Origin of the sequence: Amycolatopsis sp. SID8362 (genome assembly GCF_010550475.1) — a bacterium.
Classification (GTDB): domain Bacteria; phylum Actinomycetota; class Actinomycetes; order Mycobacteriales; family Pseudonocardiaceae; genus Amycolatopsis; species Amycolatopsis eburnea.
Map to the genome: position 1 here is coordinate 1 of NZ_JAAGNB010000336.1, position 13,871 is coordinate 13,871.

The following is a 13,871-nucleotide window of genomic DNA, read 5'->3' on the forward strand; positions in this document are numbered from 1 at the left end:
GCCCGCGACGTCGAGCGCGCCCTGCTCGCGAACCCGGCGGACCCGCGCACGCTCGCCGAGTTCGGCCGCGACGTCGGCGCGTCGGAACGGACGTTGGCGCGGGTGTTCGCCGCCGAGTGCCGGATGCCGTTCGGCACGTGGCGCACCCAGGTGCGGCTGCGCGCGTCGCTGCCGCTGCTGGCACAGGGGACGCCGCTGGAGACGGTGGCGTACCGCGTGGGCTACAGCTCGGCGAGCGCGTTCGTGGCGGCCTTCCGGCGGGCGGTCGGGGTCACGCCGGGGGCGTACTTCGCGGGGTGAGGCACCAGTAGCGGAGCCGTCCGGCCGCGCTGGTGTCCGCCAGGAGCGCAGGTCAGCAACGCGTTCTCGACACCCGCCTCGCCGGCGACCCGCAGCACGGCGCGAAGCAGCGCGGTGGCGTGGCCGCGTCCGCGCGTCGACGGCCTGATGTCGTAGCCGATGTGGCCGCCGAACTCGGCCAGTTCGTCGTCGAGCCGCAGGTTGAGCCGGGCGCGCGCGAGGTATTCGTCGCCCTTGATCCACCAGCGCGTCCGGTGCGGCACCCGGTCCCGCTCGACCGGCGCCGTCTCGTGCACGCCAGCTTCCGGCCCTTCGTCGAGCCAGCGCCGTAACCGCGACCGGTCCGCGAGCAGCCGCGGCCGGGGTCGGCCAGGGTCATCGCCAGGAAGGCAGCCAGCGCTCGGCTTCCCACTGGCCGTTCGTGATCGCGATGCCGTTCAGGATCGGCCACAGCCAGGCGAAGTTCGCCACCACCAGTCCGACGTACAGCGACACCACGAGCAGGCCGGTCCCGCGTCTCTCGAACCCGCGCCGCGCGCTGCCCAGGATCTGGCCGAGGCACAACGTCAAGCCCAGCACCAGGAACGCGGCCAGCGGTGTCGCGTAGAAGAAGTACATCTGGCGGTCGATGTTCGTGTACCAGAAGACGTACCCGCCGAGGTAGCCGACCAGCACGGCCGCGTAGCGCCAGTCCGCGCGGAAGATCGAGCGCCAGGTCGCCCAGCCGAGCATCGGGATCGCCGCCCACCACATCGCGGGGGTGCCGATCAGCATCGTCGCGCTGATGCAGCGGGACTCGCCGCAGCCGGTGACCTCGCCGTTGTAGCTGTAGAGCATCGGGCGCAGGCCCATCGGCCACGTCCACGGCTTCGACTCCCACGGGTGCGGGTTGTCCTTGGGCGTGACCAGCGTTTCGTGGAAGTGCAGGACGTTGCCCGTGTAGTCGGCGAGCGAGCGCAGCGCCGGCGGGACCCAGCCGAAGAAGCCCGGCGCGATGTCCTTGATCTCCGTGTAGTGCCGGTCGGTGGCGGTTTCGCTGGCGAACCACGCCCAGTACGCGGCGAAGTACATGAGGAACGGGATGACCAGGATCGCCCACAGCGCGGGCAGCACGTCCCGGCGGATCGTGCCCAGCCAGGGCCGCTCGACGCCGGCCGCGCGCCGCGCCGCGACGTCGAAGAACACGGTGAGCAGACCGAACGCGACGATGTAGTACAGCGCCGACCACTTGACGCCGAACGTCAGCCCGATCATCAGGCCCGTCCCGAACCGCCACCAGCGGAACCCGAGCTTCGGGCCCCAGACGGACTCGTTGACCCAGCCTTCGCGGACGGCGGTCGCGAGCCGTTCGCGCACCTGGTCGCGGTCGGCGAGCACGCAGGCGAACGCGGCGAGCACGAACAGCGCGATGAAGATGTCGAGCATGCCCATGCGTGACTGGAGGTGGAGCACGCCGTCGCTGATCACGAGGATGCCGGCGATGGCGCCGAGCAGCGTCGAGCGGGTCAGGCGGCGGGCGATGCGGATGGTCAGCAGCACGATCAGCGTGCCGGCCAGCGCGGGCATGATCCGCCAGCCCCAGCCGTTGTAGCCGAACAGCCATTCGCCGATCGCGATGAGCTGCTTCGCCAGCGGCGGGTGGACGACCAGTTCGTAGCCGTAGTTGTCCTCGTAACCGCCGTTGCGCAGCACCTGCCAGGCCTGCGGCACGTAGTGCTTCTCGTCGAAGACCGGGCTGCCCTTGTCCGTCGGCACGCCGAGGTTCTGCAGCCGGACGATCCCGCCGATCAGCGTCAGCACGAGGGTGACGACCCAGCCGCGCAGCCGGTCGGTCGGCATGCCGCGGCCGAGCAGGGTCACTTCGCGGTCGGTCGGCGGCCGGAGCGCCTCGACCGGGTCCGGCCGGACGCTTTCGTCGTCGGGACGGGTCAGCACGGCGGTCACGGGGGCGATCCTACGGGCGGGACAGGGCGTCCGTCGTCCGGATCCGCTGATCAGCCTAGGCTGGCCTGGTGACCCAGGGCCGTCTCATCCTCGCTGCCACCCCGCTCGGCGACGTCCGCGACGCCTCGCCCCGCCTGGCCGAAGCGCTGACGGAAGCCGACGTCATCGCGGCCGAAGACACCCGCCGCCTGCGGTCGCTGGCGGCCGCGCTGGAAGTCACCCCGCGCGGCCGGGTGGTGAGCTTCTACGAGGACGTCGAGACGGCGCGCCTGCCGAAGCTGCTCGAATCGTTACGCGCGGGCGAGACGGTCGTGCTGGTGACCGACGCCGGTATGCCCAGTGTGTCCGATCCGGGCTTCCGGCTGGTGTCGGCGTGCGTCGCCGCGGACATCCCGGTGACGTGCCTGCCCGGCCCCTCCGCGGTGACGACGGCGCTCGCGTTGTCCGGCTTGCCGTGCGACCGCTTCTGCTTCGAGGGTTTCGCGCCGCGCAAGCCGGGCGAGCGCACGCGCTGGCTGACGTCGTTGCGCGACGAGCCGCGGACGGCGGTCCTCTTCGAATCCCCGCACCGCCTGGCGTCGTTGCTCGCGGACGCGGCTTCGGTGCTGGGCGCCGAGCGGCGGGCCGCGGTGTGCCGGGAGCTGACGAAGACGTACGAAGAGGTGAAGCGGGGGACGCTGGCTTCCTTGGCGGAGTGGGCGGCCGAGGGGGTGCGCGGGGAGATCACGGTGGTCGTCGCGGGTGCCGCGCCGCGGGAGGTGTCGGTGGCGGACCTGGTGTCCGAGGTGGCGGACCGGGTGGCGTCGGGCGAGCGCCTCAAGTCGGCGGCGGCGGAGGTCGCCGAGGCGGCCGGGGTGTCCAAAAAGGAGCTTTACGACGCCGTCCTGGCGGCGCGGAAGGCGTGATGACGCCGGAGCTGCGAGCGGCGCTGAGGAACCTTCGGCGGGCGCGGGCCGAGAAGCCCGGCGAAGAACTCGGCACGGCGGCCTTCGCGGCCTTCGCGGCCTGGCGGGTGGCGATCGCGGAAGCGCTCGCGGCGCTGGCCCCCTGGCTGCTCTTCCCCGAGGACCGGCAGCGGGCCGAGGCGGAAGCGCGTGCGGCTCGGGCCGAAGCGGCCGCGCTCAGGTGAGCAGCGCCGTCACCGCGGCGTGCGCCTTCGCCGCGTCCGGGGCGTCGCCGGTGATCACGTCCGTGTACACGAACGACTCGCCGATCCGCACCAGCAGGTAAGCCAGGTCCGGCACCGGCAGCGGTGGCACGAGCCGTCCCGCCGAGACCTCTCCCGTCAGCAGCTCCGCCAGCTTCGCGGTCGTCCGCTGCTGGCACACGCTCGCGCGCGTCGTCAGCAGCCGCAGCGCGCGCTCGGGCTCGCGGCGCAGGAAGTCGCGGAACGGCGGGGAGTCGTTCGCGAACCGGACGTAGCCGCTCACGAAGTCGGCCACCCCCGCCGCGCCGCGGCCCGCGCACGTGGGCCACAGGCGGGCGATCGACGCCGACGACAACGACCACAGGATCTCGCCCAGCAGCCGGTCGCGGGAGCCGACCCGGCGGTGCAGGGTGGCGCGGCTGATGGCCTGGTCCTCCGCCAGCTCGCCCATGTCGACGCGGCGGCCGGACAGGAACCACTCGCGGGCCCGTTCGAACTCCTGAGACATATGCCAGAATGTCTCACAGTCACGACGGAGAGGGAACACGACATGCGCGCAGTGCAGGTGACCGAGTTCGGCGGACCCGAGGTGCTCACGCCGGTCGAGCTGCCCGACCCGGTGGCCGGGCCCGGCGAGGTGCTCGTCGACGTCGAGCGGATCGGCGTCAACTACGCCGACACCCACCAGGCCGAGAACAGCTACCTGGCGCCGTCGAAGCTGCCGCTCGTCCCCGGCGGCGAGGTGGTCGGGACCAGCGGCGGCAAGCGGGTCGTCGCGCTGCTGAACGGCGGGGGCGGGTACGCCGAGAAGGCCGTCGCGCCCGAGGGCACGACGTTCCCGGTGCCCGACGGCGTCGACGACCTCGCCGCGCTGTCCATGCTGGTCCAGGGCACCACCGCGTGGGTCCTGCTGAAGAAGAACGCCCACCTCGAGCCGGGCGAGTCGGTCGTCGTGCACGCCGCCGCCGGCGGGGTCGGGACCATCGCCGTGCAGCTCGCCAAGGCCTGGGGTGCGGGCCGCGTGATCGCGACCGCCAGCAGCGACGAGAAGCGCGCGCTCGCCCTCGAACTCGGCGCCGACGTCGCGATCGACTCGCGCGCGGAGGACATGACCGCCGCGCTGGTCGAGGCGAACGGCGGCCGCCGCGTCGACGTCGTGCTCGACATGGTCGGCGGGACCACCACCGACCAGAGCATCGCCGCGCTGGCGCCGTTCGGCAGGCTCGCGTTCTACGGCATGGCCGGGCGCGAAAGCCCGAAGCCGGTCGAGCTGCGCAACCTCCTCGGGCACAGCACGACCATCAGCGGCATGTGGCTCCCGCACGTCTTCCGCCTGCCCGGCAACGTCTTCGGGACCGCGCTGACCGACCTCTTCGACCTGGTGCTGGCGGGCAAGCTCAAGGCGATCCCGGGTGGCGAGTACGCGCTCGCGGACGCCCGCGCCGCGCACGAGGCCCTGCGCTCCCGCAAGACCGTCGGCAAGCTACTGCTCGACCCCGGCAAGTAGGGCTTCCAGGGGTGCCGCCTTGTGGAGGCACTCCTGCCACTCCGCCTCCGGGTCGGAATCCGCCGTGATCCCGCCGCCGACGCCGAGTGCGATCGCGCCGTCCGCGATCTCGAACGTCCGGATCGCGACGTTCAGCTCCAGCCCGGCGGCGGGGGAAAGCAGCCCGATCGCGCCGGTGTAGACGCCGCGGCCGACGGGTTCGAGCGCGGCGATCAGGTCCAGCGCGCGGATCTTCGGCGCGCCCGTTACCGAACCCGGCGGGAACGTCGCGGCCAGCAGGTCCGCGTCGGACACCGCCGGGCGCAGCGTGCCCCTGACCGTCGAGTCCAGGTGCCACACGCCCGGCGCCGGGCGGACCCGCAGCAGCGACGGCACGGTCACCGACCCGACCTCGCACACCCGGCCGAGGTCGTTGCGCACGAGGTCGGTGATCATCACGTTCTCCGCGACGTCCTTGGCGGACCGGCGCAGCAGCTCGGCGTTGCCGTCGTCGGCGGGCCCGCGCCGGGGGAGCGTCCCCTTGATCGGCGTCGAGCGCACCGCCCGCCCGTGGCGCGCGAGGAACAGCTCCGGTGAGAACGAGACCACCGAGCCCCACGCGCCGGACAGGAAGGCCGCGCGGCGCGGGGCCAGCGACGAAACCCCGGCCGCGAACAACGCCGCGGGCGAGCCCGAGAACGTGCCCGTGAACCGCGAGCAGATGTTCGCCTGGAACAGCTCCCCGGCCTCGATCGCGTGCACGCACGCCTTCACCGCGTCCCGGTGCTCCGAGGGCAGCGGCCGCCGCAGCGGTCCCGCCGACCACGACGACGCGGGCGGCGCGGACGCGAGCAGGGATTCCATCGTGGACACCGGCGGGCCGCCGCCGTCCAGCGACTCGAGGTGGCAGGTACCGGAACCGGACCACCGCAGCACGTGGTCCGCCCAGCCCCACGCCGACGGCGGCAGGAAGCCGGTGCGGCCGGAGGGGTCCGCGAGGTCGTACCCGAGGTAGCCGAACCAGCCGCCGCCGATCACGTCCGGCGGGGCATCGGCCACCGGCGCGGCGGGGAAGGCGCCGGGGGACACGGTGAGCGAAGGCGCGATCACCGCCCGCGCGCCGAACCAGTCGCCGGACAGCATCGCGGGCGGCGGCAGCCCGCGGGTAGCGGCGTGGTGGGCGAGCACCTCGAACGCGCGCGCGGGCGTGACGTCCGTCCGCAGTGGGGTGCTCGACACGCGCATGGCGCCATACCACCACAGGTCAGAGCAGCAGGTCGCCCAATGTGAACGGGTACACGACGGCGTTCTGCTCCACCGGCCCGGCGATGCCGGGGACGTCCGCGGCGCACGCGTGCTGGTGCAGGCCGAGCCGCGAGTGGAACCAGCCCGGCCGGCCGGGGATGCCGTTGTGCCGGGTCAGCCAGAGGATGACTTCGCTGTCGGCCCAGCGGTCCGGGTGCAGCCGGTTCGCCCAGCAGTCGTGGTCGGCGTAGACCAGCACCCGCTCGATGCGCGCCGCGTGCCGGACGTGCTTGATCCACGCCTTGATGAACCGGTCGTCGACGCTCGGCGCCGCCACTTCCAGCGCCGGGGCGAGCGACCCGGTGGCGAACGCGCCGAGCCTGCTGGCCGTGCGCACGAAGTGGTCGGCCTGGTCGTGCACCGCGCCGGGCCGCGCGTAGTGCCGCCCGCCGACGTGCAGCCCGGCCTCCTGCGCCCCGGTCAGGTTCCGCTCCGCGGCGCCGTTGCTCCAGTTGACGTTCTCGCTGATCGTCACCGACACGAACTTCGTGTCCGCCGCGCGGACGGCGTGCCAGTCGGACACCCGCTCACGGTGGGACAGCGAGATCCCGCGTTCGCTCTCCGGCTCCGTCACAGTCCGCCCCCGCCACTTCGGTGGAGAGCACACCATACGTCGCGGACGGCGGACCCGCAGTGACCCACACGCGGTTGATCAGGCGGTTTCCCGCCCGAACCCTCCCGACAAAGCGCGTGACGGCCTCCGTAGGCTAATAAGGTATGAGCACCCCTGTGTTGACCGCGGTGGCCTGGCCCTACGCCAACGGCCCCCGCCACATCGGCCACGTGTCCGGATTCGGCGTCCCGTCCGACGTCTTCTCCCGCTACCAGCGAATGGCCGGCAACCGGGTGCTCATGGTCTCCGGTACCGACGAACACGGCACCCCGATCACCGTCCAGGCGGACAAGGAAGACTCGACCCCGCAGCTGACGGCGGACAAGTACACCCGCCAGATCGGCACCGACCTGCAGGGCCTCGGCCTCTCCTACGACCTGTTCACCCGGACCACGACCGGCAACCACGCCGAGGTGACGCAGCAGATCTTCCTGGCGCTGCACCGCAACGGCTACGTCGTGCCGAAGACCACGCGCGGCGCGATCAGCCCGTCCACCGGCCGCACGCTGCCCGACCGCTACGTCGAGGGCACCTGCCCGATCTGCGGGTACGACGGCGCGCGCGGTGACCAGTGCGACAACTGCGGCAACCAGCTCGACGCCGCGGAGCTGATCAACCCGCGGTCGCGGATCAACGGCGAGACGCCGAAGTTCGTCGAGACCGAGCACTACTTCCTCGACCTGCCGGCATTCACCAAGACCCTCGGCGACTGGCTGGGCACCAAGACCGACTGGCGCCCGAACGTCCTCAACTTCACCAAGAACCTGATCGACGACATGCGGCCCCGGCCGATCACCCGCGACCTCGACTGGGGCGTCAAGATCCCCCTCGACGGCTGGCGCGACCAGCCGCTGAAGCGGTTCTACGTCTGGTTCGACGCGGTGATCGGGTACTTCTCGGCCAGCGTCGAGTGGGCGCGGCGCTCCGGCAACCCGGACGCGTGGCAGGAGTGGTGGAACAACGCCGACGCGCGCTCCTACTACTTCATGGGCAAGGACAACATCACCTTCCACGCCCAGATCTGGCCGGCGCTGCTGTTCGGGCACAACGGCGAGGGCGACAAGGGCGGCGAGCCGGGCAAGTACGGCCGCCTGCACCTGCCGGACGAGATCGTCTCGTCCGAGTTCCTCACCATGAGCGGCTCGAAGTTCTCGACCTCGCGCGGGCGCGTGATCTACGTCGAGGACTTCCTGCGCGACTTCGGCCCGGACACGCTGCGGTACTTCATCTCGGTCGCCGGCCCGGAGACCCAGGACACCGACTTCACCTGGGACGAGTTCGTCCGCCGGACCAACTTCGAGCTGGCCAACGAGTGGGGCAACCTGGTCAACCGGTCCATCTCGATGGCGCACAAGAACGTCGGCGCCGTCCCGCGCCCGGAGGCCCCGACGGCGGCCGACGAGGAGCTGAAGGCGCTTTCCCGCAAGGCGTTCGACACCGCGGGCGCGCACCTGGCCCGGTCCCGGTTCAAGCTGGCGGCGGCCGAGGCGATGAAGGTCGTCACCGCGGCGAACAGGTACATCTCCGACCAGGAGCCGTGGAAGCTCAAGGACGACCCGACACGGCGCGACACCGTGCTGCACACCGCGCTGCAGGTCGTCTCCGACGCCAACACGCTGCTGACGCCGTTCCTGCCGCACTCGGCGCAGAAGGTGCACGAGGCACTCGGCGGCACCGGCGTCTGGGCCGCCCAGCCGGAGCTCAAGGAGGTCGACGACCTCGACATCGACGGCCGGGTCAACCCGATCCTGACCGGCGACTACGCGGCCGAGCAGGCGAAGTGGGAGTCGAAGCCGATCGAGGTCGGCCGGCCGCTGGCCAAGCCGTCGCCGCTGTTCACCAAGCTCGACCCGGCGCTCGGCGAGACCGGTCCGGAGTGGGCGCCGATCATCGAGGAGTAAGAAGTACGCATGGGTGATCAGAAGCGCGAGCTGCCGCCGGTCCCGGACCGGCTCCCGGTGTCGGTGGTGGACGCGCACACCCATCTCGACGCGTGCGGCGCGGTCACCGCGGCCGATGTCACGGCCATGGTCGACCGCGCCGAGCGCGCCGGCGTCGCCCGCGTCGTCACGGTCGCGGACGACCTCGCCTCGGCCCGCTGGGCCACCGAGGCCGCCGGCTGGGACCGCCGGGTCTGGGCCGCGGTGGCCATCCACCCGACGCGGACCAAGGAGTTCGGCGACGCCGAGAAGTCCGAAGTGGAGCGCCTGGCCGCCGAGGACCGCGTGGTCGCGGTCGGCGAGACCGGCCTCGACTACTACTGGGACTACTCGCCGCACGACGCCCAGCAGGAGGCGTTCCGCTGGCACATCGACCTCGCCAAGCGGCTCGACAAGCCGCTGATGATCCACGACCGCGAGGCCCACGACGACGTGCTGCGCATCCTGGCCGAAGAGAATGCGCCGAATGCCGTAATCTTCCATTGTTTTTCCGGGGACGCGGAAATGGCCCGGAAGTGCGTGGACGCGGGATACGTCCTTTCCTTCGCGGGCACGGTGACGTTCAAGAACGCGAAGGGCCTCCACGAGGCGGCCCGGCTCTGCCCGGCGGACCAGTACCTCGTCGAGACCGACGCGCCGTTTCTGACCCCCCACCCGTTCCGTGGGCGGCCGAACGAGCCGTTCGGCGCCGCTTACACCGTCCGTCACCTCGCGGCGCTCAGGGGCGAAGCTGTCCACGAAGTCGCCGAATCGGTCCGGACCACTGCCGAGCGCGTGTACCGACTCCCCAGTGTCACAACGGGTTGAACGCATTGCGACATCAGGGTTCCTTGATCGGCCACCTGATGGAGTGACGGGGATCACGACACTCCGGGGGGTGTTTGCGCAACCCGGCGGGACCCGTTACTGTCCCGTGATCGTGCCGGTCGGTACTGCACCATGCAGTTGCCGACTGTTACGCCCACAGTCACGTCAGTGCACGTCGGGGAAGCGGAACCGGGTTGGTACGACCGGAACCGTGACGATGGCGCCGGCTGCGGGCCCAGACGTAAAGATGCCGCCCCGAACGGCATCTTGGGAAAGGGAACGACCCGGTGACAGGTAGCAGACAGGCTGGAGCGCGCTCCGCCGTCCTCGAACGCAGTTATTTCGAGGACACCGCGTACGGTCAGCTCGACTTCTCCGACGACCCGAACATCACGCAGCAGGACATCCTCGCCGCGCTCGGCCCCGACGCCGACGCGATGATGGCCGAGATCGACGTCGACGTCGACGAACTGATCCGGCTGATCAACGCCGAGACGACGTACCTGCCCCCGATCGTCATCCCGGACGCCGTCGAGGCGGACCGCACGGCGTCGCCGCAGGCCAAGCGCGCCGCTTTGGACGAGGGCCTGCGCGAGACCACCAAGGTCTGGAAGCGCCGCTTCCTCAAGGGCGCCGTCCTCAGTGTCATGATCAGCATCGCCGGCGGCGGCGCGGCCGCGCTGGCGATGAACAAGAGCGTCACCGTCGACGTCGACGGCCAGCAGCAGACCATCCACTCCTTCGGCGACACCGTCGGCGAGGTGCTGGAGGACGCGGGCCTGTCCGTCGGCGAGCACGACTCGCTGTCCCCCTCCCCGCAGGCGGAGGTCGGCGACGGCGGCGTCATCAAGCTCGAGCGCGGCCGCCAGCTGAAGATGATCGTCGACGGCGCGGAGCACACCTCCTGGGTGCGCGCGACCCACCTCGGCGACGCGCTGGGCCAGCTCGGCATGACCGAGCTCGACAAGCCCGGCACGTGGATGTCGATGCCGAAGGACGGCGAGCTGCCCCTGCAGGGCGCCACCGTCGAGATCAAGACCCTCAAGAACATCACCCTGTACGACGGCGCCAACGCGCCGAAGCAGGTGAAGACGACCGCGGTCACGACGAAGGAGTTCCTGGGCGAGTACAAGCTCACCCTGGGCCCGGAGGACCAGGCCGAGGGCGGCCTGGACGTCAAGCTGACCGACGGCGCCGAGGTGCACATCAGCCGCACCGGCGTCTCGACGGTCGTCCAGAAGGAGACCATCGACCCGCCCGAGCAGAAGGTCGACGACCCGAACCTCGACAAGGGCAAGACGCAGGTCGAGGACCCCGGCACGCCCGGCGAGAAGATGGTGACCTACAAGGTCACGCAGAAGAACGGCAAAGAGGTCTCCCGCGAGAGCATCTCCGAGCAGGTCATCACCGAGGCCAAGCCGAAGATCATCCACGTCGGCACCAAGAAGGCCCCGGAGCCGGCCATCGGCGACGGCTCCGCGTGGGACCGCATCGCGCAGTGCGAGTCGGGCGGCAACTGGGCCATCAACACCGGCAACGGCTACTACGGCGGCCTCCAGTTCGACAAGCGCACCTGGGACGCCTACGGCGGCGACGCGTACGCGAACCTGCCGAGCCAGGCGTCGCGCGAGCAGCAGATCGCGATCGCGGAGAAGGTCCGCGACGCTCGTGGCGGGTACAGCGCCTGGCCGGTCTGCGGCAAGAAGGCCTGAGTTTCGCTTCGGAACGGCCCCCGTCCTTCGTGGACGGGGGCTTTTTCGTGTGCGCTGAGAGGGGTAGCCGCGCGACACTGGCCTCGTGGAGGACTACCAGCGGTACAAGCTCGGGTACTTCCGCGAGGCGCTCACCCGGCTGACGTGGCCCGCCGAGCGGCAGCAGGCCTGGCTGCGGGAAATCGGCATCCCCCACGCCGCCGACGAACTCGCGATGGAGTTCGACGATTTCTACGCCGACCTCGGCCGCAGCATCGGGCACGGCGAGGCGGCCCCGGTCCTGGCCGAGCTGGACGGCCTGCTCGATCGCATGAGCGGCGAGGTCAACGCGCACCTCTGGGACGCCGAAGCGCTCGTGACCGAACCGGACTGGCAGCGCGTGCGCGAGCTGGCCACCGCCGCCCTCGGGGTGCTGCCCGGCCACGATCGGTAAGCTCGTCCGGTGGTTGAACTGTTGGGACCCGCCGAAATCCGCGGGCTGGCGGCCGAGCTGGACGTGCGGCCGACCAAGAAGCTCGGGCAGAACTTCGTGCACGATCCCAACACCGTCCGGCGGATCGTCGAGCTGGCGAACGTCACCGAAGACGACGTCGTGCTCGAGGTCGGGCCCGGGCTCGGGTCGCTGACGCTGGGGCTGCTCGCCACCGGGGCGCGGGTCGTCGCCGTCGAGATCGATCCCAAGCTCGCCGCGCGGCTGCCCGAGACCGTGGCCGAGCGCGGACCGGAAGCCGCGGAGCGGCTGACCGTCGTCGGGGCCGACGCGCTGCGGGTCGCGAACGACGACCTGCCGGGCGCGCCGACCGCCCTCGTCGCCAACCTGCCCTACAACGTCGCCGTGCCGGTCGTGCTGCACCTGCTCGCCGAGGTGCCGTCGCTGCGGTCCGGGCTCGTCATGGTGCAGACCGAGGTCGCCGACCGGATGGCGGCCGGGCCGGGCAGCCGGATCTACGGCGTCCCGAGCGTCAAGCTCGCTTGGTACGGTCCCGCACGGAAAGTCGCCGCGGTGCCACGTTCGGTGTTCTGGCCGGTGCCCAACGTGGACTCCGCGCTCGTCGCGTTCGAACGCGGCGACGCGCCGGCGTCCGAAGACCGGGACAGTCTCTTCTCCCTGGTGGACGCCGCTTTCTCACAACGCAGGAAAACGCTTCGCGCCGCACTCGCCGGCTGGGCGGGCTCGGCCGAGCGGGCCGGCGAGCTCCTGACGGCCGCCGGGATCGACCCCAAGACCCGTGGTGAGCAGCTCGACGTGCGCGACTTCGCCCGGATCGCGGCCCGCGCGCAGGTCCACGGCTGAATCCGCCACATCGGAGACGGTGAAAAACGCACGTTTTCGCCGTCAGCTCGTGACTGCGACACCTCCAGTCGTGTGATGTGGGCCAACGGGCTTGCTTTCGCTCCGTGGGATCGGCTTAACTCAGTACGTCCATCCCGAGCGACCGAGAGACCTGGCTCGTCGAAGTCGCAGCAACCACCCTCCGCAGGGCAGGTGCTACCGCCAGGACCGATGGAGGCCGTTTCCGATGAAGAGGGTAGCTCGCCCCCTGCTGCTGACCAGGCGTCGCGTTGTCGACGAAGGCCGCCGCTCCGTCTCCGCATGTCGACGCTCGCGCTGAGCTTCGTCTGAGCCGAACCACCCTTCTCAACGCACCGTCCACTGCGGACGGACATTCGCTTGCGGCCGGGCGCGCCCTCGTGCGCTGCGCCCTGTTTTTCTGGAGCTGTCGTGATCACCGTCGAAAACCTGTCCAAATCCTTTGCCACCAACGGAAATTCGGTCGTCGCCCTGCGTGACGTGAGTGTCGACGTCCAGGCCGGCTCGCTGTTCGGCGTCGTCGGCCCGGCCGGTTCCGGCAAGTCCGTCCTGGCCCGTTGCATCGCGCTGCAGGAGCGCCCGGACCGCGGGGTCGTCCGGCTCGACGGCCTCAACACCGGCACCCTCGACGGCCGCCGCCTCCGCGAGATCCGCCGTCAGCTCGGCGTCGTCTCGTCGAAGCCGGAGCTGATCGCCGAGCGCACCATCGCCGGCAACATCGCTTCGCCGCTGGAGCAGCTCGGCGTCGACGGCCCGCAGCGCCGCAGCCGGGTCGGCTCGCTGCTCGACCTGGTCGGCCTGACCCCGCGCGCCGCGCAGCGTCCCGGTGAGCTCACCGCGGGTCAGCTCCGCCGCGTCGCGGTCGCCAAGGCGCTGGCCGCCGCGCCCGCCGTGCTGCTCGCCGACGACCCGACCGCCGGGATCGACCCGGAGGAGGCCGGCTCGGTGCTCACCGTGCTCGACCGTGCGCGCTCCGAACTCGGCACCACCGTCGTGGTCACCACCCCCGACGCGGGCGTCGTCCGGCGGCTCTGCGACGACGTCGCGGTGCTGGAAGACGGCACCGTCGTCGAGCGCGGCAGCGTGCTCGACCTGATCTCGAACCCGGGCAGCCGCACCGCGCAGGCGCTGCTGCCGAGCATCGAGACCCCGCGCTCGCAGAACGGGCGCTACGACCGCGCGGTCGACGTCGTGCTGGTCGGCTTCGCGTCGGTGGGCGCGCTGCTGCCCGAGGCCGCCGGCCGCTTCGACGTCGAGTTCGCCACCATCGGCGGCGGCCTGACCCGGATCGGCGACACCCCGGTC

Annotated in this window: 15 protein-coding genes and 1 riboswitch; of the genes, 10 read left to right on the forward strand and 5 right to left on the reverse strand. The window is 71.4% G+C overall.

Annotation, left to right across the window (positions count from 1 at the left end; genetic code table 11):
• A partial coding sequence (locus G3I65_RS10970) for a helix-turn-helix transcriptional regulator (protein ID WP_160696008.1) occupies nt 1-300 on the forward strand: 300 nt, incomplete at its 5' end.
• Here G3I65_RS10970 and G3I65_RS10975 read toward each other — a convergent pair.
• Together G3I65_RS10975 and G3I65_RS10980 are read right to left on the reverse strand one after the other, a co-directional pair.
• Nucleotides 222-653 (reverse strand): GNAT family N-acetyltransferase, encoded by a 432-nt coding sequence (locus tag G3I65_RS10975; RefSeq protein WP_239071049.1) that lies wholly within the window; start codon nt 651-653, stop codon nt 222-224. The genes G3I65_RS10970 and G3I65_RS10975 overlap by 79 nt on opposite strands.
• A 22-nt stretch (nt 654-675) precedes the next feature.
• Complete coding sequence (locus G3I65_RS10980; RefSeq protein WP_160696010.1) at nt 676-2,244, reverse strand: phospholipid carrier-dependent glycosyltransferase; 1,569 nt, start codon at nt 2,242-2,244, stop codon at nt 676-678.
• Nucleotides 2,245-2,312: 68 nt separating this feature from the next.
• On the opposite strand from G3I65_RS10980, the gene rsmI reads away from it, so the two are divergent.
• Both rsmI and G3I65_RS10990 read left to right on the forward strand, forming a co-directional pair.
• Nucleotides 2,313-3,149: a 16S rRNA (cytidine(1402)-2'-O)-methyltransferase gene (gene rsmI, locus G3I65_RS10985; protein WP_160696011.1), complete on the forward strand. Its 837-nt coding sequence runs from the start codon at nt 2,313-2,315 to the stop codon at nt 3,147-3,149.
• Nucleotides 3,149-3,373, forward strand: coding sequence for a hypothetical protein (locus G3I65_RS10990; protein ID WP_160696012.1), 225 nt, complete (start codon nt 3,149-3,151; stop codon nt 3,371-3,373). Before rsmI ends, G3I65_RS10990 begins: the two co-directional genes overlap by 1 nt.
• Here the strand turns inward: G3I65_RS10990 and G3I65_RS10995 are convergent.
• On the reverse strand, nt 3,366-3,899 hold the full coding sequence (locus G3I65_RS10995) for a QsdR family transcriptional regulator (protein ID WP_160696013.1): 534 nt from the start codon (nt 3,897-3,899) through the stop codon (nt 3,366-3,368). The genes G3I65_RS10990 and G3I65_RS10995 overlap by 8 nt on opposite strands.
• A gap of 42 nt (nt 3,900-3,941) precedes the next feature.
• Between G3I65_RS10995 and G3I65_RS11000 the strand changes: the two genes are divergently transcribed.
• The gene (locus G3I65_RS11000; protein ID WP_160696014.1) at nt 3,942-4,898 is read left to right on the forward strand and encodes an NADPH:quinone oxidoreductase family protein; all 957 of its coding nucleotides are present in this window, start codon (nt 3,942-3,944) and stop codon (nt 4,896-4,898) included.
• On the opposite strand, the gene G3I65_RS11005 is transcribed toward G3I65_RS11000, so the two are convergent.
• Nucleotides 4,875-6,122 (reverse strand): aminodeoxychorismate synthase component I, encoded by a 1,248-nt coding sequence (locus G3I65_RS11005; protein ID WP_160696015.1) that lies wholly within the window; start codon nt 6,120-6,122, stop codon nt 4,875-4,877. The genes G3I65_RS11000 and G3I65_RS11005 overlap by 24 nt on opposite strands.
• 19 nt (nt 6,123-6,141) lie before the next feature.
• On the reverse strand, nt 6,142-6,756 hold the full coding sequence (locus tag G3I65_RS11010; protein ID WP_160696016.1) for a GH25 family lysozyme: 615 nt from the start codon (nt 6,754-6,756) through the stop codon (nt 6,142-6,144).
• A 143-nt stretch (nt 6,757-6,899) separates the two neighbouring features.
• On the opposite strand from G3I65_RS11010, the gene metG reads away from it, so the two are divergent.
• From metG to G3I65_RS11040, 6 genes are all read left to right on the forward strand, one after another.
• Nucleotides 6,900-8,696 (forward strand): methionine--tRNA ligase, encoded by a 1,797-nt coding sequence (gene metG / locus G3I65_RS11015; protein ID WP_166639921.1) that lies wholly within the window; start codon nt 6,900-6,902, stop codon nt 8,694-8,696.
• Nucleotides 8,697-8,705: 9 nt separating this feature from the next.
• On the forward strand, nt 8,706-9,542 hold the full coding sequence (locus G3I65_RS11020) for a TatD family hydrolase (protein WP_160696017.1): 837 nt from the start codon (nt 8,706-8,708) through the stop codon (nt 9,540-9,542).
• A 287-nt stretch (nt 9,543-9,829) separates the two neighbouring features.
• The gene (locus G3I65_RS58590) at nt 9,830-11,254 is read left to right on the forward strand and encodes a resuscitation-promoting factor (RefSeq protein ID WP_160696018.1); all 1,425 of its coding nucleotides are present in this window, start codon (nt 9,830-9,832) and stop codon (nt 11,252-11,254) included.
• A gap of 85 nt (nt 11,255-11,339) precedes the next feature.
• Nucleotides 11,340-11,687 (forward strand): hypothetical protein, encoded by a 348-nt coding sequence (locus tag G3I65_RS11030; RefSeq protein ID WP_160696019.1) that lies wholly within the window; start codon nt 11,340-11,342, stop codon nt 11,685-11,687.
• Nucleotides 11,688-11,696: 9 nt separating this feature from the next.
• Nucleotides 11,697-12,548 (forward strand): 16S rRNA (adenine(1518)-N(6)/adenine(1519)-N(6))-dimethyltransferase RsmA, encoded by an 852-nt coding sequence (gene rsmA, locus G3I65_RS11035; protein ID WP_160696020.1) that lies wholly within the window; start codon nt 11,697-11,699, stop codon nt 12,546-12,548.
• Nucleotides 12,549-12,674: 126 nt separating this feature from the next.
• Nucleotides 12,675-12,765, forward strand: a riboswitch (SAM riboswitch).
• Nucleotides 12,766-12,977: 212 nt separating this feature from the next.
• On the forward strand, nt 12,978-13,871 hold an 894-nt coding region (locus G3I65_RS11040; protein WP_160696021.1), incomplete at its 3' end, for a methionine ABC transporter ATP-binding protein.

Coding starts and splice junctions, on each gene's coding strand:
- G3I65_RS11005 (WP_160696015.1), bottom strand. CDS start 6,122: ATGCGCGTGTCGAGCACCCCACTGCGGACGGACGTCACGCCCGCGCGC.
- G3I65_RS11020 (WP_160696017.1), top strand. CDS start 8,706: ATGGGTGATCAGAAGCGCGAGCTGCCGCCGGTCCCGGACCGGCTCCCG.
- G3I65_RS11000 (WP_160696014.1), top strand. CDS start 3,942: ATGCGCGCAGTGCAGGTGACCGAGTTCGGCGGACCCGAGGTGCTCACG.
- G3I65_RS10995 (WP_160696013.1), bottom strand. CDS start 3,899: ATGTCTCAGGAGTTCGAACGGGCCCGCGAGTGGTTCCTGTCCGGCCGC.
- metG (WP_166639921.1), top strand. CDS start 6,900: ATGAGCACCCCTGTGTTGACCGCGGTGGCCTGGCCCTACGCCAACGGC.
- G3I65_RS10990 (WP_160696012.1), top strand. CDS start 3,149: ATGACGCCGGAGCTGCGAGCGGCGCTGAGGAACCTTCGGCGGGCGCGG.